Origin of the sequence: Prolixibacter sp. SD074, from assembly GCF_009617895.1 — a bacterium.
Classification (GTDB): Bacteria; Bacteroidota; Bacteroidia; order Bacteroidales; family Prolixibacteraceae; genus Prolixibacter.
Map to the genome: position 1 here is coordinate 3,897,457 of NZ_BLAW01000001.1, position 16,870 is coordinate 3,914,326.

31 protein-coding genes are annotated in these 16,870 nt (G+C 45.0%); all 31 read left to right on the top strand.

The window, feature by feature from the left end; translation table 11 throughout:
• The first annotated feature begins 46 nt into the window (after positions 1-46).
• From rpsG to GJU82_RS16880, 31 genes are read left to right on the top strand one after another with little or no spacing between them, the layout of a single operon-like run.
• A complete protein-coding gene (gene rpsG / locus GJU82_RS16730; RefSeq protein ID WP_153633197.1) occupies positions 47-523 on the top strand; it encodes a 30S ribosomal protein S7 in 477 nt (158 codons plus the stop codon).
• 55 nt (positions 524-578) lie between these two features.
• On the top strand, positions 579-2,684 hold the full coding sequence (gene fusA / locus GJU82_RS16735) for an elongation factor G (protein ID WP_153633198.1): 2,106 nt from the start codon (positions 579-581) through the stop codon (positions 2,682-2,684).
• A gap of 26 nt (positions 2,685-2,710) precedes the next feature.
• Positions 2,711-3,016: a 30S ribosomal protein S10 gene (gene rpsJ / locus GJU82_RS16740; RefSeq protein WP_025863432.1), complete on the top strand. Its 306-nt coding sequence runs from the start codon at positions 2,711-2,713 to the stop codon at positions 3,014-3,016.
• Between the two features lie 23 nt (positions 3,017-3,039).
• Complete coding sequence (gene rplC / locus GJU82_RS16745; protein ID WP_153633199.1) at positions 3,040-3,657, top strand: 50S ribosomal protein L3; 618 nt, start codon at positions 3,040-3,042, stop codon at positions 3,655-3,657.
• Complete coding sequence (gene rplD / locus GJU82_RS16750; protein ID WP_153633200.1) at positions 3,657-4,286, top strand: 50S ribosomal protein L4; 630 nt, start codon at positions 3,657-3,659, stop codon at positions 4,284-4,286. The genes rplC and rplD overlap by 1 nt, the downstream gene beginning before the upstream one ends.
• 8 nt (positions 4,287-4,294) lie before the next feature.
• Positions 4,295-4,591: a 50S ribosomal protein L23 gene (gene rplW / locus GJU82_RS16755; RefSeq protein WP_228488748.1), complete on the top strand. Its 297-nt coding sequence runs from the start codon at positions 4,295-4,297 to the stop codon at positions 4,589-4,591.
• Positions 4,592-4,599: 8 nt separating this feature from the next.
• A complete protein-coding gene (rplB, locus tag GJU82_RS16760) occupies positions 4,600-5,424 on the top strand; it encodes a 50S ribosomal protein L2 (protein WP_153633201.1) in 825 nt (274 codons plus the stop codon).
• 9 nt (positions 5,425-5,433) lie between these two features.
• Positions 5,434-5,703: a 30S ribosomal protein S19 gene (gene rpsS / locus GJU82_RS16765; protein ID WP_153633202.1), complete on the top strand. Its 270-nt coding sequence runs from the start codon at positions 5,434-5,436 to the stop codon at positions 5,701-5,703.
• Positions 5,704-5,747: 44 nt separating this feature from the next.
• Positions 5,748-6,164 (top strand): 50S ribosomal protein L22, encoded by a 417-nt coding sequence (rplV, locus tag GJU82_RS16770; protein WP_153633203.1) that lies wholly within the window; start codon positions 5,748-5,750, stop codon positions 6,162-6,164.
• A 6-nt stretch (positions 6,165-6,170) separates the two neighbouring features.
• Positions 6,171-6,890 carry a 30S ribosomal protein S3 gene (rpsC, locus tag GJU82_RS16775; RefSeq protein ID WP_153633204.1) on the top strand — a complete coding sequence of 240 codons (720 nt, stop codon included), beginning with the start codon at positions 6,171-6,173 and terminating at the stop codon, positions 6,888-6,890.
• Positions 6,891-6,924: 34 nt separating this feature from the next.
• Positions 6,925-7,359 carry a 50S ribosomal protein L16 gene (gene rplP, locus GJU82_RS16780; protein ID WP_153633205.1) on the top strand — a complete coding sequence of 145 codons (435 nt, stop codon included), beginning with the start codon at positions 6,925-6,927 and terminating at the stop codon, positions 7,357-7,359.
• Positions 7,359-7,556: a 50S ribosomal protein L29 gene (rpmC, locus tag GJU82_RS16785; RefSeq protein WP_153633206.1), complete on the top strand. Its 198-nt coding sequence runs from the start codon at positions 7,359-7,361 to the stop codon at positions 7,554-7,556. Before rplP ends, rpmC begins: the two co-directional genes overlap by 1 nt.
• 8 nt (positions 7,557-7,564) lie before the next feature.
• Positions 7,565-7,822, top strand: coding sequence for a 30S ribosomal protein S17 (gene rpsQ, locus GJU82_RS16790; protein ID WP_153633207.1), 258 nt, complete (start codon positions 7,565-7,567; stop codon positions 7,820-7,822).
• A gap of 2 nt (positions 7,823-7,824) precedes the next feature.
• Positions 7,825-8,190: a 50S ribosomal protein L14 gene (rplN, locus tag GJU82_RS16795; RefSeq protein ID WP_025863443.1), complete on the top strand. Its 366-nt coding sequence runs from the start codon at positions 7,825-7,827 to the stop codon at positions 8,188-8,190.
• Between the two features lie 14 nt (positions 8,191-8,204).
• Positions 8,205-8,528 carry a 50S ribosomal protein L24 gene (gene rplX / locus GJU82_RS16800; protein WP_153633208.1) on the top strand — a complete coding sequence of 108 codons (324 nt, stop codon included), beginning with the start codon at positions 8,205-8,207 and terminating at the stop codon, positions 8,526-8,528.
• Positions 8,528-9,085, top strand: coding sequence for a 50S ribosomal protein L5 (gene rplE / locus GJU82_RS16805; RefSeq protein WP_153633209.1), 558 nt, complete (start codon positions 8,528-8,530; stop codon positions 9,083-9,085). The genes rplX and rplE overlap by 1 nt, the downstream gene beginning before the upstream one ends.
• Positions 9,086-9,090: 5 nt before the next feature.
• Positions 9,091-9,360 (top strand): 30S ribosomal protein S14, encoded by a 270-nt coding sequence (rpsN, locus tag GJU82_RS16810; RefSeq protein ID WP_153633210.1) that lies wholly within the window; start codon positions 9,091-9,093, stop codon positions 9,358-9,360.
• 20 nt (positions 9,361-9,380) lie between these two features.
• Positions 9,381-9,779, top strand: a complete 399-nt coding sequence (rpsH, locus tag GJU82_RS16815) for a 30S ribosomal protein S8 (protein WP_153633211.1) — start codon at positions 9,381-9,383, stop codon at positions 9,777-9,779.
• 16 nt (positions 9,780-9,795) lie between these two features.
• The gene (gene rplF / locus GJU82_RS16820; RefSeq protein WP_153633212.1) at positions 9,796-10,353 is read left to right on the top strand and encodes a 50S ribosomal protein L6; all 558 of its coding nucleotides are present in this window, start codon (positions 9,796-9,798) and stop codon (positions 10,351-10,353) included.
• 16 nt (positions 10,354-10,369) lie between these two features.
• Positions 10,370-10,726 (top strand): 50S ribosomal protein L18, encoded by a 357-nt coding sequence (gene rplR / locus GJU82_RS16825; protein WP_153633213.1) that lies wholly within the window; start codon positions 10,370-10,372, stop codon positions 10,724-10,726.
• Positions 10,727-10,731: 5 nt separating this feature from the next.
• A complete protein-coding gene (rpsE, locus tag GJU82_RS16830) occupies positions 10,732-11,247 on the top strand; it encodes a 30S ribosomal protein S5 (protein ID WP_153633214.1) in 516 nt (171 codons plus the stop codon).
• A gap of 17 nt (positions 11,248-11,264) precedes the next feature.
• Positions 11,265-11,444 (top strand): 50S ribosomal protein L30, encoded by a 180-nt coding sequence (rpmD, locus tag GJU82_RS16835; RefSeq protein WP_153633215.1) that lies wholly within the window; start codon positions 11,265-11,267, stop codon positions 11,442-11,444.
• A 23-nt stretch (positions 11,445-11,467) separates the two neighbouring features.
• The gene (rplO, locus tag GJU82_RS16840; protein WP_153633216.1) at positions 11,468-11,914 is read left to right on the top strand and encodes a 50S ribosomal protein L15; all 447 of its coding nucleotides are present in this window, start codon (positions 11,468-11,470) and stop codon (positions 11,912-11,914) included.
• 5 nt (positions 11,915-11,919) lie between these two features.
• A complete protein-coding gene (gene secY / locus GJU82_RS16845) occupies positions 11,920-13,263 on the top strand; it encodes a preprotein translocase subunit SecY (RefSeq protein ID WP_153633217.1) in 1,344 nt (447 codons plus the stop codon).
• A gap of 10 nt (positions 13,264-13,273) precedes the next feature.
• A complete protein-coding gene (gene map, locus GJU82_RS16850) occupies positions 13,274-14,077 on the top strand; it encodes a type I methionyl aminopeptidase (protein ID WP_153633218.1) in 804 nt (267 codons plus the stop codon).
• On the top strand, positions 14,056-14,277 hold the full coding sequence (gene infA / locus GJU82_RS16855) for a translation initiation factor IF-1 (protein WP_027585466.1): 222 nt from the start codon (positions 14,056-14,058) through the stop codon (positions 14,275-14,277). Before map ends, infA begins: the two co-directional genes overlap by 22 nt.
• Before the next feature lie 11 nt (positions 14,278-14,288).
• Entirely contained in the window at positions 14,289-14,405 is a 117-nt protein-coding gene (gene ykgO, locus GJU82_RS16860) for a type B 50S ribosomal protein L36 (protein ID WP_081782363.1), read from the top strand.
• A gap of 39 nt (positions 14,406-14,444) precedes the next feature.
• A complete protein-coding gene (gene rpsM, locus GJU82_RS16865) occupies positions 14,445-14,822 on the top strand; it encodes a 30S ribosomal protein S13 (protein WP_025863456.1) in 378 nt (125 codons plus the stop codon).
• Between the two features lie 12 nt (positions 14,823-14,834).
• A complete protein-coding gene (rpsK, locus tag GJU82_RS16870; protein WP_153633219.1) occupies positions 14,835-15,224 on the top strand; it encodes a 30S ribosomal protein S11 in 390 nt (129 codons plus the stop codon).
• 27 nt (positions 15,225-15,251) lie between these two features.
• Positions 15,252-15,860 (top strand): 30S ribosomal protein S4, encoded by a 609-nt coding sequence (gene rpsD / locus GJU82_RS16875; RefSeq protein WP_153633220.1) that lies wholly within the window; start codon positions 15,252-15,254, stop codon positions 15,858-15,860.
• Between the two features lie 17 nt (positions 15,861-15,877).
• Positions 15,878-16,870, top strand: coding sequence for a DNA-directed RNA polymerase subunit alpha (locus GJU82_RS16880; RefSeq protein WP_153633221.1), 993 nt, complete (start codon positions 15,878-15,880; stop codon positions 16,868-16,870).

Consider the following 16,870-nt stretch of genomic DNA (forward strand, 5'->3'; position numbering starts at 1 on the left):
CTGAACAACAGCTAATTCGAATAACACTTAACAAGAGTAACTAAAAATGAGAAAGTCAAAACCAAAGAAGAGGGTTCTGTTGCCAGATCCGAAATTCAATGACACACTGGTAACCCGGTTTGTGAATGACTTAATGCGTGACGGGAAAAAAACCACCGCATTAAAAATTTTCTATGATGCGCTCGCAATTGTGGATGAGCGGATGAAGGAAAACGAGCTTTCGTCTCTCGATATCTTCAAAAAAGCCCTTCAGAACATTACTCCAATGGTAGAGGTGAAAAGTAGGCGCGTTGGAGGGGCAACCTTCCAGGTACCGATGGAAATTCGGGGTGAACGTAAAACGGCTATTTCGATCCGTAACTTGATTGTTTTCGCACGCAAACGCTCAGGTAAATCAATGGCGGAAAAATTGTCCGCAGAAATCGTAGCAGCATTTAACGAGGAAGGTGGAGCTTACAAGAGGAAAGAAGATACCCACCGGATGGCAGAAGCGAACCGTGCATTTGCACATTTCCGTTTCTAGTCGTTTGGTGTAAGGTTATAGTAAAAGGATTCATGAATAGAGTAGTATTATTCACATGGCAAGGGATTTAAGAAATACCAGAAATATAGGCATCATGGCACACATTGATGCCGGCAAAACCACTGCCACCGAAAGGATTTTGTTCTATACTGGCCGTACTCACCGGATTGGTGAGGTTCACGACGGTGCAGCTACAATGGACTGGATGGAGCAGGAGCAGGAGCGTGGTATTACGATTACTTCAGCTGCTACATTTACCGAGTGGAAGTATAACGGTATTATTCATCAGATTAACATCATCGATACTCCCGGGCACGTTGACTTCACAGTAGAGGTTGAGCGATCGTTGCGTGTACTCGATGGTGCTATTGCAACCTTCTGTGCCGTTGGTGGTGTGGAAGCTCAGTCGGAAACGGTATGGCGTCAGGCCGTGAAATACGGTGTTCCGCGCATGGGATTTGTAAACAAAATGGACCGATCGGGAGCCGACTTCTTCAAAGTGGTAGGTGAAGTAAAGGAAAAACTGGGTGCAAATCCGGTTCCGCTTCAGATTCCGATTGGCTCAGAGGAGACATTTAAGGGAGTTGTCGATCTGATTTCGATGAAGGCCATTGTCTGGCACGACGAAACCATGGGGGCAGCATATGATATCGAGGATATTCCTGCAGACATGCTTGATCAGGCAAACGAATACCGTGAGGAACTGGTAGAAGCAGTTGCCGAACAGGATGAAGAGCTGATGGAGAAATTCTTTGAAGATTCGGATAGCATCACCGTTGAAGAATTGAACAGCGTTATTCGTAAAGCAACCATTGCTGGCGATATCGTCCCGATGCTGTGTGGTTCTGCGTTCAAAAACAAAGGTATTCAGACGTTGCTGAACGCTGTTTGTGCTTTCCTGCCCAGCCCAATCGATGTTGGCGCAGTAAAAGGATACAAGCCGGGTACCGAAGAAGTAATCATGCGTCAACCCGAAGCTTCAGAGCCGCTTACCGCGCTGGCATTTAAAATTGCCACTGACCCGTTCGTCGGTCGTCTCTGTTTCATCCGTATTTATTCGGGTACGCTTGAGGCCGGTTCCTATGTAATGAATACTCGTACGGGCAAAAAAGAGCGTATTTCGCGTTTGTATCAGATGCACTCCAACAAGCAGCAGCCTCGTGACTCGGTAGAAGCAGGAGATATTTGTGCAGCAGTTGGTTTCAAAGATATCCGTACCGGTGATACATTGTGTGCCGTTGATAGTCCTATTCTGCTCGAGTCGATTACCTTCCCGGAACCGGTTATCGGCATTGCCGTTGAGCCGAAGACTCAGAAAGATTTGGATAAACTGTCGAATGGTTTGGCGAAACTGGCCGAAGAGGATCCGACCTTCCGGGTTAATACCGACGAGGACAGTGGACAGACGGTTATTCGTGGTATGGGTGAGTTGCACCTCGAGATTATCATTGATCGTCTGAAACGGGAGTTCAAGGTTGAGTGTAACCAGGGAGCGCCTCAGGTAGCATACAAGGAAACGATTACGCAAACTGTAGAACTTCGCGAGACATATAAGAAGCAGACTGGCGGTCGCGGTAAATTTGCAGACATTATTGTGAAAGTTGGGCCGGTTGATGAAGGTCAGTCAGGCTTGCAATTCGTTAACGAAGTAAAAGGTGGAAACATTCCTAAAGAATATATTCCTTCGGTAGAAAAAGGTTTCAAAGACGCTATGGTAAACGGTCCGTTGGCCGGATTCCCAATTGAGAATCTGAAAGTTACCTTGCTTGATGGTTCGTTCCATCCGGTTGACTCCGACCAGTTGTCATTCGAGGTCGCTGGTCGTCAGGCATTCAAAAATGCCGCTTCCAAAGCGAAACCGATACTACTGGAGCCAATCATGAAAGTGGAGATCGTTACTCCTGATGAATATATGGGTGACATCGTTTCGGACTTGAACCGCCGGCGCGGACAGGTTGAGAGCATGGACTCAAAGCTGGGTGCACGTGTTGTTAAAGCATTGGTGCCGCTTTCCGAACAATTTGGATACGTTACCGTACTGCGTACCCTGTCTTCAGGACGCGCCACCTCATCGATGGAGTTTGCGCACTATGCCGAAGTACCGAAGAACATTGCACTTAGTGTGCTTGAGAATGTTAAAGGAAGAACAGATTTGTTATAATATAATTGCTGTAATACGTTCTTATCATGAGTCAAAAAATTCGGATAAAGCTGAAATCTTACGATCATAACCTGGTCGACAAGTCAGCAGAAAAGATCGTAAAAACAGTGAAGACTACAGGTGCAGTAGTAAGCGGTCCTATTCCGCTTCCTACTCATCGTCGTGTTTTTACTGTCCTGCGATCAACCTTCGTAAATAAGAAATCGAGGGAGCAGTTTGAATTGTCGTCTTACAAGAGGTTGATCGACATTTATAGTTCAACTGCTAAAACAATCGACGCCCTGATGAAGCTCGAGCTTCCCAGTGGTGTTGAGGTTGAAATTAAAGTTTGATAAACTGCTTAAAGCAAGTAGAAATGCCAGGATTAATTGGAAAGAAAATCGGAATGACTTCCGTATTCAGTGTTGAGGGGAAAAACATCCCATGCACTGTGATTGAGGCTGGTCCCTGTGTTGTGACCCAGGTTAAGACCATCGAAACTGATGGTTACGAAGCAATTCAGCTGGGTTTTCAGGACAAGAAGGAAAAGCACAGCACGAAAGCTGAACTTGGCCACTATAAAAAGGCCGGCACCAGCCCAAAACGTAAAGTAATCGAATTCAAAGGATTCGATGAAGGGCTCAAGCTTGGCGATACCGTAAACGTTGGCATTATCCAGGAAGAAAGCTGGGTCGATATCTCGGGTATCTCAAAAGGCAAAGGTTTTCAAGGGGTAGTTAAGCGTCATGGTTTTGGAGGTGTTGGTCAGTCCACACACGGCCAGCATAACCGTCTGCGCGCACCGGGTTCTATCGGAGCTGCTTCTTACCCTGCACGTGTATTCAAAGGTCTGCGTATGGCCGGACGTGACGGAGGTAAGACGGTAACTGTAGAGAACCTGAAAGTGCTAAAGGTTATCCCTGAGAAAAATCTCTTGATTGTTAAAGGTTCCGTACCGGGAGCCAAAGGTTCATACTTAATCGTTGCACAGTAATGGAAATTGCAATCTTAAATACAGCAGGAAAAGAAACCGGAAGAAGCATAGAGTTGGTCGATTCTATCTATGCTGTCGAACCTAGCGATCACGCCATTTACCTTGATGTAAAGCAGTACCTGGGCAATCAGCGTCAGGGTACCCACAAATCGAAGGAACGTGGAGAGATTACCGGTTCGACCCGTAAACTGAAAAAACAAAAAGGCACTGGTACCGCGCGTGCCGGTAGCATCAAGTCGCCCATTTTCCGTGGTGGAGGTCGTGCTTTTGGGCCACAGCCCCGCAACTATGGTTTCAAGCTGAACAAAAAGCTGAAAACATTGGCCCGGAAATCGGCTCTTAGTTATAAAGCAAAGAGCGATGATATCCTTGTTGTGGAAGACTTCAACTTCGAAGGGCCCAAAACCAGGGAATTTGTTGCCATTCAGAACAATCTGCAAGTGGCTGATAAAAAGTCGTTGATTGTTTTATCTGAAGCAAATAAAAACATATATTTGTCATCCAGAAATTTACAGAATGCCGAAGTATTAACTACCTCTGAGTTAAGCACGTACAAAATAATGCATGCTAAGAAAGTAGTTTTCGTGGAGAGTTCTGTGAAGGCATTGGAGGAAATGTTTAAGATTTAACGCTAAAAATGATGGTTGATATTCTGATTCGCCCCATTGTAACCGAAAAAATGACTGACCAGGCGGAAACGTTTAACCGCTTCGGGTTTGTTGTTGATCGCAGGGCAGATAAACAGCAGATTAAAAAGGCTGTAGAAGATCTCTATAGCGTTAAGGTTGCCTCCGTAAACACCATGGTCTATCCGGGTAAAGCCAAATCCCGCTTTACTAAAAGTGGTGTTCTGACTGGTAAGACCAACTCGTATAAAAAGGCAATCGTTACTTTGGTAGAAGGTGACACTATTGATTTTTACAGCAATATCTAAATTAAGAGATGGCAGTTAGAAAATTAAAACCTGTAACACCGGGTCAAAGGCACAAGATTATTGGTGCCTTTGATACCGTTACGACAGACACACCTGAGAAATCATTGTTGAAGCCCATAAAAAAAACCGGTGGGCGTAATAACACCGGTAAGATGACAATGAGGTATATAGGTGGCGGGCATAAGCGGAAGTACCGTGTTATCGACTTTAAGCGCGATAAGGATGGTGTTCCCGCTAAAGTGCAATCTGTACAGTACGATCCGAATCGTACCGCACGTATTGCGCTGTTGGTTTATGCTGATGGAGAAAAACGTTACATCCTCGCCCCGAACGGTCTTCGTGAAGGCCAAACCGTTATTTCGGGGGATAGCGTAGCTCCAGAAGTTGGAAATGCCCTTCCGTTAGCCAAAATACCTTTGGGTACCATCGTTCACAACATTGAGTTGCAACCCGGACAAGGCGGCGTCATGGCTCGTTCTGCCGGTTCGTATGCGCAGCTTACTTCACGTGAAGGAAGGTATGTGATTGTCAAATTACCATCAGGCGAATCCCGTATGGTTCTTACTGCTTGCCGTGCAACGGTAGGTACAGTTGGAAACACCGATCATGCGCTTGAAAGATCAGGTAAAGCCGGTCGAAGCCGCTGGCTTGGTCGTCGTCCGCGAGTACGCGGTGTAGCTATGAACCCAGTCGATCACCCAATGGGTGGTGGGGAAGGACGCTCTTCGGGTGGACACCCGCGGTCGCGTAAAGGCGTTCTGGCTAAGGGGTATAAGACCCGCGCTAAGAAGAAGGCTTCGAATAAGTACATTGTTGAACGTAGGAAAAAGTAATCATCGATTATGAGCCGTTCGCTTAAAAAAGGCCCTTTTATCGACTTGAAATTGGAAAAAAAGGTTCTCGCTATGAATGAAGGCGGGAAGAAGTCGGTAATCAAAACGTGGGCCAGACATTCCATGATTTCACCTGATTTTGTAGGGCACACCGTCGCTGTTCACAACGGAAACAAGTTTATCCCTGTTTATGTAACTGAGAACATGGTTGGTCACAAATTGGGAGAATTTGCACCTACACGTACCTTCCGGGGTCATGGTGGAAACAAAAAGAGATAAGCCATACCCACGGTAATGTTAAAAAGTAGTAAAAAGTACTAACGATGGGTTCAAGAAAAAGAAAGAGCGCTGAATTGCTCAAAGAAGCAAAAAAACAACAATATCAGGCCGTTCTGCGCAATTGTCCCACTTCGCCGCGCAAAATGCGTCTTGTCGTTGATATGATTCGCGGCATGGAGGTGAATTTAGCTCTGGACGTCCTGAAGTTCTCGTCAAAGGATGCCGCCCGCCCGGTTGAAAAACTATTACTTTCAGCTATCGCGAACTGGCAGGCCAAAAACGAAGGCGTAAGGATTGAAGAAAGTAATCTTTACGTGTCAGAGGTGTTCGTTGATTCGGCACGTATTCTGAAACGTTTGCGCCCGGCGCCCCAGGGCCGGGCACACCGTATCCGGAAACGTTCGAACCATGTAACTCTCCGTCTGGACAGTAAGAATGTTGTTGAAGAAATTTCTAAATAATAATACATGGGACAAAAAGTAAATCCGATATCTAATAGGCTTGGAATAATCAAAGGATGGGATTCCAACTGGTTCGGAGGTGATAATTATGGTGACAAACTGGTCGAAGACCACAAACTGCGGGAATATCTTTCTGCACGTTTGGCTAAAGCGAGCATTTCGAAGATCATCATCGAGCGCACGCTGAAGCTCATCACTATCACAATCCATACCTCAAGGCCCGGTATTATTATTGGTAAAGGTGGTCAGGAAGTCGACAAATTGAAAGAGGAGTTGAAGAAGATCACCAAGAAAGAAGTTCAGATCAACATCTTTGAGATTAAACGTCCTGAACTCGACGCCCGCATCGTCGCCAATAATATCGCACGCCAGATAGAAGGCAAAATTGCCTACCGCCGCGCTGTTAAAATGTCGATTGCTTCCGCTATGCGAATGGGGGCAGAGGGTATCAAAGTGCAGGTTTCCGGCCGTTTGAACGGCGCCGAAATGGCTCGTTCAGAAATGTATAAAGATGGTCGTACACCGTTGCATACCCTTCGTGCCGACATTGACTACGCCCTTGGAGAAGCTTTAACCAAAACCGGATTGATCGGCGTAAAGGTTTGGATCTGCAAAGGAGAAGTCTATGGCAAACGCGACTTGTCGCCAAACGTTGGTCAACAAAAAGGACCAGGTGGACGCGGTGGCAAACAAGGTGGCGGGGCCAGGAAGCAGCGCAGGAAATAATTAAGTCTGTTAACCATCGAGAAAGTAAAAAAAGATGTTACAGCCCAAAAAAGTAAAGTTCAGAAGAGTACAAAAGGGACGGATGAAGGGGAATGCCCAACGAGGTAATCAGCTTTCATTTGGAACCTTTGGTATTAAATCCCTGGAATCAGCATGGATTACGGGCCGTCAGATAGAGGCAGCCAGGGTAGCGGTAACCCGCCACATGCAGCGTCAGGGACAGATTTGGATCCGAATTTTCCCAGATAAACCGATTACCAAGAAGCCTGCAGAGGTACGTATGGGTAAAGGTAAAGGAGCTCCTGAAGCATTTGTCGCACCCGTTACTCCGGGAAGAATCCTGATTGAAGTGGACGGTGTTCCGTTCGATCTCGCAAAGGAAGCGTTACGCCTGGCAGCACAGAAATTGCCAGTAACGACCAAATTTGTTATTCGACGCGATTTTGTAGAATCTTCAATTAATGAGTAATGAAAACTTCTGAAATCAGTGAGTTAACCACAGCGGAAATCGTCGAGAAGATCGATAACGCGAATGAAGAGTTGGTCCGGATGAAAATGAATCATGCCGTGAGCCCGCTTGATAATCCGTTAAGAATTCGCCATACCCGCAGAGATATTGCTCGTTTGCAAACAGAACTGCGGAAACGTCAACTTGAAGAAAAATAAATTAGACAATGGAAACAAGAAATCTTCGGAAAGAGCGTATCGGCGTTGTCGTTAGCAATAAGATGGATAAAAGCATTGTCGTTGCAGAAAAGCGTAAGGTAAAACATCCTATGTATGGGAAGTTTGTGAATAAAACCAGCAAATTTTATGCACACGACGAAGCTAATGCCTGCAACATTGGCGATACCGTAAAAATTATGGAAACCCGTCCACTGTCGAAAAACAAGGGATGGAGACTAGTTGAAATTTTAGAAAGAGCTAAGTAACCATGATACAGCAAGAAACACGTTGTACAGTTGCCGATAACAGCGGAGCAAAGGAAGCTTTGGTCATTCGCGTTTTAGGCGGTACCCGCAAGCGTTATGCTTCTTTGGGTGACAAAGTGGTGGTAACGGTTAAGAACGCTCTTCCTGGCAGCGATTTGAAAAAAGGGACTGTTTCGAAGGCTGTTGTTGTTCGTACGCGGAAAGAAGTGCGCCGTCAGGATGGCTCATACATTCGCTTCGATGACAATGCAGTTGTGTTGCTCAGTGCAACCGGAGAAATGCGTGGAACCCGTATTTTCGGCCCCGTTGCCCGCGAACTGCGTGACAGCCACATGAAAATTGTCTCTTTGGCACCTGAAGTACTTTAAAAAGATTCAGAACAATGCAAAAAAAGTTACATATCAAAAAAGGGGATAGCGTAGTGGTAATATCCGGCAACTCCAAAGGGCAGCAAGGGAAAGTGCTCGAGGTGGACCGGGAGAAAGAACGCGCCATCGTCGAGGGAGTCAATCTGGTGTCGAAACACACCAAACCCAATGCAGAGAATCCACAGGGCGGAATTTTAAAACAAGAAGCCACGGTGCATATTTCCAACTTGATGTTGGTTGATCCTGCAAGCGGTAAGCGGACTCGTATTGGCCGTCGCCTGAACGACAAAGGAAAATTAGTACGTTATTCGAAGAAATCAGGAGAGGAGATTAAGTAATGGATTACGTACCTACACTAAAGAACAAGTACCGGGAAGAAATCGTACCTGCTTTGCAGAAGGAATTTGGTTATAGTTCCATCATGCAGGTTCCGAAACTCGAGAAAATTATAATCAACCAGGGAGTTGGTGCTGCTATAGCCGATAAGAAACTCATCGAGGTTGCAGTAGAGGAATTAACTGCAATTGCCGGTCAAAAAGCTGTTACTACTAATTCAAAGAAAGATATCTCGAATTTCAAACTGCGTAAGAAAATGCCGATTGGAGTTCGCGTAACCCTGCGCCGCGAGCGGATGTATGAATTTCTTGATCGTCTGATTAGTGTTGCCCTACCGCGTATTCGCGATTTCAAAGGGGTTAGCGACAAATTAGACGGACGTGGGAATTATACCCTCGGCGTAACGGAGCAGATTATCTTTCCTGAGATTGTTCTCGATAAGGTAACCAAGATTAACGGGTATAATATTACATTCGTTACCTCGGCTGATACCGATGAAGAAGGATATGCATTGCTTCGCGCATTTGGTATCCCGTTTAAAAACGCTAAAAAGAATTAAAGGATATGGCTAAGGAATCAATGAAAGCACGTGAAGTAAAACGTGCGAAACTCGTTGAAAGATACGCCGAAAAGAGGGCACGCCTGAAAGAAGAAGGTGACTACATTGCACTGAGCAAACTGCCGCGTAACTCATCACGCGTACGTATGCACAATCGTTGTAATCTCACTGGTCGTCCGAAAGGGTATATGCGTCAGTTCGGCATCTCCAGGATTCAGTTCCGTGAAATGGCTTCGGCCGGCCTGATTCCCGGAGTTAAAAAAGCAAGTTGGTAATCATTTAAATTATTGCAAAGATGACTGATCCGATTGCAGATTATCTGACTCGACTGAGAAATGCCCTTAAGGCAAAACATAAAGTAGTAGAGATCCCTGCATCAAACCTGAAAATCGAAATGACCAAAATACTGAAGGAGAAAGGGTACATTTTGAATTACAAAATTGATGAAGAGAAAAACTACCAGGGAAGCATTAAAATCGCTCTCAAGTACCACCCGGTCGACGGTACGCCTGCTATTAAAACGTTGAAGCGTATCTCTAAACCCGGGCTTCGCCGTTACTGTGACACCGATTCAATCCCGCGTGTGCTCAACGGTTTAGGTGTAGCTATTCTTTCAACATCGAAAGGAGTTATCACTGACAAGGAAGCGAAGGATATGAACGTTGGTGGAGAGATTTTGTGCTACGTTTATTAATTAAGGAGGAATTACAATGTCAAGGATAGGAAAACTGCCCATTGAAGTCCCTGCCGGAGTGGCTGTAAACGTAAGCGACGAAAATATCGTTACCGTAAAAGGTCCTCAGGGAGAACTCTTCCAAAAGGTCGATCCCGAAATCGAAGTTTCTCTGGAAGAAAATAAGATTGTGCTGAAACGGCCCACTGAGCAGAAGCGTCATAAAGCAATGCACGGTTTGTACCGTTCGTTGATTAACAACATGGTTAAAGGCGTTTCAAAGGGTTATGAAATTAAATTGGAATTGGTGGGTGTTGGTTACCGTGCCGAGAACAAAGGACAGGTTCTTGACCTGGTTCTGGGTTATTCTCACCATACCTACATTCAACTTCCTAACGAAGTGAACGTAGAAGCCGTGACTGACAAGCGAAGCAATCCAATCGTAACACTTAAAAGTGCTGACAAACAGCTCATCGGCCAGGTTGCTGCTAAAATTCGTTCCTTCCGTATGCCTGAACCTTATAAAGGAAAAGGTATCAAGTTTGTTGGAGAGCAGCTGCGTCGTAAAGCTGGTAAATCGGCAAATGTTAAATAATTTTGACTTTTGAGTTATGGCTCATACAAAGCAAGAAAGAAGAGATAGAATTCGTAAAAGAATCAGAACTAAAATTTCTGGTTCTGCCGAGGCCCCTCGCATGAGTATTTATCGAAGCAACAATCAGATTTATGTACAGTTGATCGATGATGTAGCGGGTAATACCTTGGTCGCAGTATCTTCACTGAATAAAGAAATCGCCTCTGAAAAGGGTACGAAAACTGAAATTGCAGCTAAAGTTGGAAAACTAGCTGCTGAAAAGGCAGTAGCTGCCGGTATCAGTACCGTAAGGTTTGACAGAGGGGGATATTTGTATCACGGACGTGTTAAAGCAGTCGCCGAAGCTGCGCGCGAAGGAGGTCTTAAATTCTAAGTATTATGGCTAAGAACATTAAAAAAGTAAAAACCAGCGATCTCGACCTTAAAGACCGGTTAGTAACAATTAACCGCGTTACCAAAGTCACCAAAGGTGGTAGAACATTCAGCTTTTCAGCTATCGTCGTTGTTGGCAACGAAGACGGAATTGTAGGCTGGGGTCTTGGTAAAGCCAGTGAAGTAACCACCGCCATCGCGAAAGGTGTTGATGCAGCTAAGAAAAATCTCGTTAAGGTTCCGGTTATTAACGGAACCATTCCACACGAGCAGGTAGCCAAGTATGGCGGTGCAAGGGTATTCCTGAAACCGGCATCTTCGGGTACCGGAGTAAAAGCAGGGGGTGCCATGCGTGCCGTACTGGAGAGTGTTGGAATTCATGACATCCTGGCTAAGTCCAAGGGGTCTTCCAACCCGCACAACCTGGTGAAAGCAACATTCAATGGATTGCTCGAAATGCGCGATGCCTATACAGTTGCTGAACACCGTGGCGTAACCCTCGACAAAGTGTTTAACGGATAAGAAAGACACCTAGAGAAATGGCAAAAATTCGAATTACACAGGTGAAAAGCGGAATTGGTGCTTCTAAGGTTCAGAAAAGGACCCTTGTAGCCCTGGGGCTAAAAAAATTGAACCAGACCATCGAGCATGAGGCTACCCCGCAAATTCAGGGAATGGTTAACAAACTGAAGCACCTTGTTAAGGTTGAAGAAGTTTAACGACAAAAATCATTTTTTCAGATATGGAATTGCATAACTTACAGCCTGCAACAGGTTCCACCAAAAGCAAAAAAAGGATTGGCAGAGGCCAGGGCTCCGGTTTCGGAGGCACATCAACCCGCGGTCATAAAGGTGCCAAATCCCGTTCCGGTTACTCACGAAAAATTGGATTCCAGGGTGGACAGATGCCTTTGCAGCGCCTTGTGCCTAAGTTCGGTTTTAAAAATGTAAACCGGGTTGACTACAAAGCTATCAACCTGGGTGTTTTGCAGAAATTAGCCGACGATAAAGGCCTGGAAGCAATAGATGTTGATACGCTCATCGCTGCTGGATTTATTTCCAAAAACGACAAGGTGAAAATCCTTGGAAATGGCGAATTGAGTAAAAAACTCAACGTAAAGGCCCATGCTTTCTCCAAGAGCGCTAAAGAGGCAATCGAAAAATTAGAAGGAACTACTGAAATACTCTGAACCTAATGAAAAAGTTATTCGAGACCCTTAAGAACATCTATAAGATTGAGGATTTAAGATCCCGGTTGACAGTTACGTTTCTCTTCCTGATAGTTTACCGACTTGGTTCATTCGTTTCCCTACCGGGAATTGATCCGGCCCAGTTGGGTGCGTTAAAGGCGCAAACTTCCTCAGGGCTTCTCGGACTGTTGAACATGTTTTCGGGAGGAGCGTTCTCGAACGCATCGATATTTGCGTTGGGAATTATGCCCTACATCAGTGCTTCAATCGTGATTCAGCTTATGGGTATCGCAGTTCCTTATTTTCAGAAGTTACAGAAAGAAGGAGAGTCCGGACGTAATAAAATCAATCAGATTACCCGCTATTTGACAGTGGGTATCCTGTTGTTTCAGGCGCCGGCTTACTTAACTAATTTGCACTATCAGCTTCCCGAAACGGCATTTGCAATTAAGGGGGCTACCTTTACCATTGCCTCCACAATAATTCTGACGGCAGGCTCCATGTTTATCATGTGGCTGGGGGAACGAATTACGGACAAAGGAATTGGTAATGGTATTTCGCTCATTATCATGATTGGTATTATTGCCCGTCTGCCTTTTGCCCTCTTCGCCGAGTTTGTAAGCCGGTTGGAAGAGCAGGGTGGAGGACTGGTTATGTTCCTGGTCGAATTTGTAATTCTGTTCCTGGTATTCATGTTGACTATCCTGCTTGTTCAGGGTACCCGGAAAGTACCGGTACAGTATGCAAAACGGATAGTAGGTAACCGTCAGTACGGCGGTGTTCGTCAGTACATTCCCCTGAAGGTGAATGCTGCTGGTGTAATGCCTATCATTTTCGCCCAGGCTATCATGTTTGTGCCGATGAGTATTGCCGGATTTTCCGGTTCGGAAGCGATGAGTGGCTTCGTGTCAGCATTCTCGGATTATACCGGATTCTGGTATAACTTTACCCAGTTCATGCTGGTAATCATATTCACCTATTTCTATACCGCTATTACCATTAATCCGGTCCAAATGGCTGAGGACATGAAAAAGAATGGCGGGTTTATACCGGGAGTTAAACCGGGTAAACGAACGGCTGAATACCTGGATACCATCATGTCAAGAATTACACTGCCGGGTTCCATCTTTTTGGGACTGGTAACGATTCTACCGGCATTTGCAATGATTATGGGAATTAATTCCCAGTTTGCGCACTTCTACGGTGGGACGTCATTGCTGATTCTTGTGGGAGTTATTCTGGATACGTTGCAACAGATCGAAAGTCACTTGCTCATGCGTCACTATGACGGTCTGCTGAAAGGCGGGCGTATCAAGGGACGTACTGGTGGCGGTCCTTCTGTGATTTAAGCAGCCGGGGATGATTTACTTCAAGACAAATGAAGAAATCGGCCTCATTCGCGAAAGTTGCTTACTTGTAAGTCGCACATTAGCTGAAATAGCACTATATATTCAACCCGGTATTTCAACGCTTGAGTTGGACCGGATAGCTGAAACGTTCATTCGAAATAATAACGGAAAGCCAGGTTTTCTGGGATACCAGGGATATCCCAATACCCTTTGTGCTTCTGTCAACAATACGGTAGTGCACGGTATACCGTCCGAATATAAAATTAAGGACGGGGATATTGTTTCCATAGATTGTGGCGTACTCTTAAACGGCTGGTATGGTGGTTCATGTTATACCTTTTTGGTCGGAAATGTTCCGGAACGTGAAAAAACCTTATGCCGGGCAACATATCGTTCGCTGGAGGATGCCATAACCGCGGCAATTGAAGGAAACCGGCTCGGTGATATAGGACACGCTGTCCGGCGCCATGCCGAACGACATCACTTCTCAATTGTAAGAGGTTTCGTTGGGCATGGCCTTGGGCGGAATCTTCACGAAGAACCGGAAATAGCCAATTATGGCAAACCCGGACGTGGAGTGAAGCTCAGACGTGGGATGGTAATGGCTGTTGAACCAATGCTGAATTCGGGGAAATCCGGAGTAGTAACCGAAGATGATGGCTGGACCGTTAAAACAGTAGACGGAGAATCATCAGCACACTTTGAACATACCCTGGTGGTGCGGGAAGAGAAAGCTGAGAAACTTTCAACTTTTAACTTTATAGAAGAAGCAATTAAAAAAAACAAATTTTTATGGCAAAACAGCCTTCTATAGAACAAGATGGAACCATTATTGAAGCGTTGTCAAACGCGATGTTTAGGGTGGAATTACAAAATGGTCATGTGATCACTGCTCACATATCGGGCAAGATGCGTATGCACTATATCAAGATTTTACCTGGTGACAAAGTAAAAGTTGAGATGTCTCCATACGACCTTACTAAAGGAAGGATCACTTTCAGATATAAAAATTAAAGCGCAGAAAAATGAAAGTAAGAGTATCTATCAAAAAACGTAGTGCTGATTGCAAAATCGTTCGGCGGAAAGGTCGTCTCTACGTTATTAACAAAAAAAACCCGAAGTTCAAGCAACGTCAGGGATAATGTATTAATTTTGTAAGGATTTTTTAATTCATTAATAATATGGCTCGTATAGTTGGTGTAGATATACCGAACAATAAAAGAGGTGAAATTGCCCTGACCTATATCTTTGGTATCGGTCGCAGCCGTGCACAGCAAATTCTCGAGCAGGCTGGAGTTGATAAAGATGTCAAGGTAAAGGACTGGGACGATAGCCAGTTCGCTGCTATTCGTAAAGTGATCAATGAAAAATATAAAGTTGAAGGTGAACTGCGCTCCGAATATCAGCTGAACATAAAACGACTGATGGATATCGGTTGCTATCGTGGCATTCGCCACCGTATTGGCCTTCCGGTACGTGGGCAGAGCACCAAAAACAACGCCAGAACCCGTAAAGGAAAAAGGAAAACGGTTGCTAACAAGAAGAAAGCTACTAAATAATTTTAAGTAGATATGGCAAAGAAGTCTGGAAGTTCGAAAAAAAGAGTAGTTAATGTAGAGGCTGTAGGACAGGCTCACGTACACTCGTCTTTCAATAACATCATCATTTCGATGACCAACAATAACGGAGAAGTTATTAGCTGGTCATCGGCTGGGAAAAAAGGATTCCGCGGATCAAAGAAAAATACACCTTACGCTGCACAGACAGCATCGGAAGAGTGCGGAAAAACTGCTTATGATCTTGGATTACGGAAGGTAAAAGTATACGTTAAGGGACCAGGTAACGGACGTGAATCGGCTATTCGTGCCATCTCGAACGTTGGAATTCAGGTTACCGAGATTGTTGACGTTACTCCGCTGCCACACAATGGTTGTCGGCCTCCGAAACGTCGTCGTGTCTAATTTTTGATGATTTAAAAGAAGAAAATAATGGCAAGATATAGAGGACCACAAACTAAGATCGCAAGAAAATTCGGCGAACCCATTTTCGGGCCCGACAAAGCATTTGAACACAAGAATTATCCTCCGGGAATGCACGGCAACAACCGTCGCCGCAGGAAAGTGTCCGAATACGGGACCCAGCTTAAAGAAAAACAAAAAGTTAAGTATACTTACGGTGTCCTTGAGAAACAGTTCCGTAACCTTTTCACAAAGGCTGCGTCGCATAAAGGAGTTACTGGTACCGTATTACTTCAGCTTCTCGAGAGCCGTCTCGATAACGTCGTATTCCGTTTAGGAATAGCTCCCACCCGTGCCGCGGCACGTCAGTTGGTAAGCCACAAACACATTGTGGTAAACAACGCGGTGGTGAATATCCCTTCGTACAGTGTACGTCCGGGTGATGTAATCGGTGTTCGCGAGAAATCAAAGTCGCTTGAGGTAGTTACCGATTCATTGTCTTCGCAACGTCATAACAAATATCCCTGGATTGAATGGGATGGGGAAGCTAAGACTGGTAAGTTCCTGAATGTTCCGGAACGGGAAGAAATTCCTGAAAATATCAAGGAACAGCTTATCGTAGAGTTGTATTCGAAATAAAAATTAATTTAAGGTTTATGGCAATTTTAGCTTTCCAGAAGCCTGATAAAGTGATAATGGTTGAATCCGATGACAAATTCGGCAAGTTCGAATTTCGTCCGTTGGAGCCTGGTTATGGAATCACCATCGGCAATGCATTGCGGCGGATTCTGTTATCATCTTTGGAAGGATACGCTATTACCACAATCAAAATCGAAGGGGTAGAACACGAATTTTCTACCATTCCCGGAGTCATCGAAGATGTAACCGAGATGATTCTGAACCTGAAACAGATTCGGTTTAAAAGGGAAGTGGAAGACTTCGAAACGGAAAAGGTAACGGTTACCCTTTTCGGCCAGGAGCAGTTCAAGGCTGGTGATATTAATAATTTCATCACTGGTTTCCGCGTACTGAATCCCGAATTGGTTATTTGCAATATGGAGCCCGAAGTGAAGCTCCAGATTGAACTGGCCATTGAAAAGGGACGCGGCTATGTTCCGAGTGTCGAGAACAAACCCGTTGAAGAAGAATTCGGTGTCATTCCTATCGATTCCATCTTTACACCTATCAAGAATGTTAAATACGAGGTTGAAAACTATCGTGTGGAACAGAAAACCGACTATGAAAAGTTGGTTCTTGATATCAAGACTGATGGATCAATTCATCCCAAAGATGCTCTGAAGGAAGCTGCTAAAATTCTGATTTACCACTTCATGCTCTTCTCCGATGAGAAAATCACACTTGACTCAGACGAGAAGTTTGCGAATGAAGAATTCGATGAAGAAGTACTTCACATGCGTCAGCTCCTAAAGACCAAACTCGTCGACATGGATCTGTCGGTACGCGCACTCAATTGTTTGAAAGCCGCCGACGTGGATACCCTTGGGGATCTGGTTCAGTACAACCGGAATGATCTGCTCAAATTTCGCAACTTTGGTAAAAAGTCGCTTACCGAGCTTGATGATTTACTTGTTGGTATGAGCCTGAACTTTGGGATGGACATCGGTAAGTATAAATTAGACAAGGATTAA

Coding starts and splice junctions, on each gene's coding strand:
- rpsG (WP_153633197.1), top strand. CDS start 47: ATGAGAAAGTCAAAACCAAAGAAGAGGGTTCTGTTGCCAGATCCGAAA.
- fusA (WP_153633198.1), top strand. CDS start 579: ATGGCAAGGGATTTAAGAAATACCAGAAATATAGGCATCATGGCACAC.
- rpsJ (WP_025863432.1), top strand. CDS start 2,711: ATGAGTCAAAAAATTCGGATAAAGCTGAAATCTTACGATCATAACCTG.
- rplC (WP_153633199.1), top strand. CDS start 3,040: ATGCCAGGATTAATTGGAAAGAAAATCGGAATGACTTCCGTATTCAGT.
- rplD (WP_153633200.1), top strand. CDS start 3,657: ATGGAAATTGCAATCTTAAATACAGCAGGAAAAGAAACCGGAAGAAGC.
- rplW (WP_228488748.1), top strand. CDS start 4,295: ATGATGGTTGATATTCTGATTCGCCCCATTGTAACCGAAAAAATGACT.
- rplB (WP_153633201.1), top strand. CDS start 4,600: ATGGCAGTTAGAAAATTAAAACCTGTAACACCGGGTCAAAGGCACAAG.
- rpsS (WP_153633202.1), top strand. CDS start 5,434: ATGAGCCGTTCGCTTAAAAAAGGCCCTTTTATCGACTTGAAATTGGAA.
- rplV (WP_153633203.1), top strand. CDS start 5,748: ATGGGTTCAAGAAAAAGAAAGAGCGCTGAATTGCTCAAAGAAGCAAAA.
- rpsC (WP_153633204.1), top strand. CDS start 6,171: ATGGGACAAAAAGTAAATCCGATATCTAATAGGCTTGGAATAATCAAA.
- rplP (WP_153633205.1), top strand. CDS start 6,925: ATGTTACAGCCCAAAAAAGTAAAGTTCAGAAGAGTACAAAAGGGACGG.
- rpmC (WP_153633206.1), top strand. CDS start 7,359: ATGAAAACTTCTGAAATCAGTGAGTTAACCACAGCGGAAATCGTCGAG.
- rpsQ (WP_153633207.1), top strand. CDS start 7,565: ATGGAAACAAGAAATCTTCGGAAAGAGCGTATCGGCGTTGTCGTTAGC.
- rplN (WP_025863443.1), top strand. CDS start 7,825: ATGATACAGCAAGAAACACGTTGTACAGTTGCCGATAACAGCGGAGCA.
- rplX (WP_153633208.1), top strand. CDS start 8,205: ATGCAAAAAAAGTTACATATCAAAAAAGGGGATAGCGTAGTGGTAATA.
- rplE (WP_153633209.1), top strand. CDS start 8,528: ATGGATTACGTACCTACACTAAAGAACAAGTACCGGGAAGAAATCGTA.
- rpsN (WP_153633210.1), top strand. CDS start 9,091: ATGGCTAAGGAATCAATGAAAGCACGTGAAGTAAAACGTGCGAAACTC.
- rpsH (WP_153633211.1), top strand. CDS start 9,381: ATGACTGATCCGATTGCAGATTATCTGACTCGACTGAGAAATGCCCTT.
- rplF (WP_153633212.1), top strand. CDS start 9,796: ATGTCAAGGATAGGAAAACTGCCCATTGAAGTCCCTGCCGGAGTGGCT.
- rplR (WP_153633213.1), top strand. CDS start 10,370: ATGGCTCATACAAAGCAAGAAAGAAGAGATAGAATTCGTAAAAGAATC.
- rpsE (WP_153633214.1), top strand. CDS start 10,732: ATGGCTAAGAACATTAAAAAAGTAAAAACCAGCGATCTCGACCTTAAA.
- rpmD (WP_153633215.1), top strand. CDS start 11,265: ATGGCAAAAATTCGAATTACACAGGTGAAAAGCGGAATTGGTGCTTCT.
- rplO (WP_153633216.1), top strand. CDS start 11,468: ATGGAATTGCATAACTTACAGCCTGCAACAGGTTCCACCAAAAGCAAA.
- secY (WP_153633217.1), top strand. CDS start 11,920: ATGAAAAAGTTATTCGAGACCCTTAAGAACATCTATAAGATTGAGGAT.
- map (WP_153633218.1), top strand. CDS start 13,274: ATGATTTACTTCAAGACAAATGAAGAAATCGGCCTCATTCGCGAAAGT.
- infA (WP_027585466.1), top strand. CDS start 14,056: ATGGCAAAACAGCCTTCTATAGAACAAGATGGAACCATTATTGAAGCG.
- ykgO (WP_081782363.1), top strand. CDS start 14,289: ATGAAAGTAAGAGTATCTATCAAAAAACGTAGTGCTGATTGCAAAATC.
- rpsM (WP_025863456.1), top strand. CDS start 14,445: ATGGCTCGTATAGTTGGTGTAGATATACCGAACAATAAAAGAGGTGAA.
- rpsK (WP_153633219.1), top strand. CDS start 14,835: ATGGCAAAGAAGTCTGGAAGTTCGAAAAAAAGAGTAGTTAATGTAGAG.
- rpsD (WP_153633220.1), top strand. CDS start 15,252: ATGGCAAGATATAGAGGACCACAAACTAAGATCGCAAGAAAATTCGGC.
- GJU82_RS16880 (WP_153633221.1), top strand. CDS start 15,878: ATGGCAATTTTAGCTTTCCAGAAGCCTGATAAAGTGATAATGGTTGAA.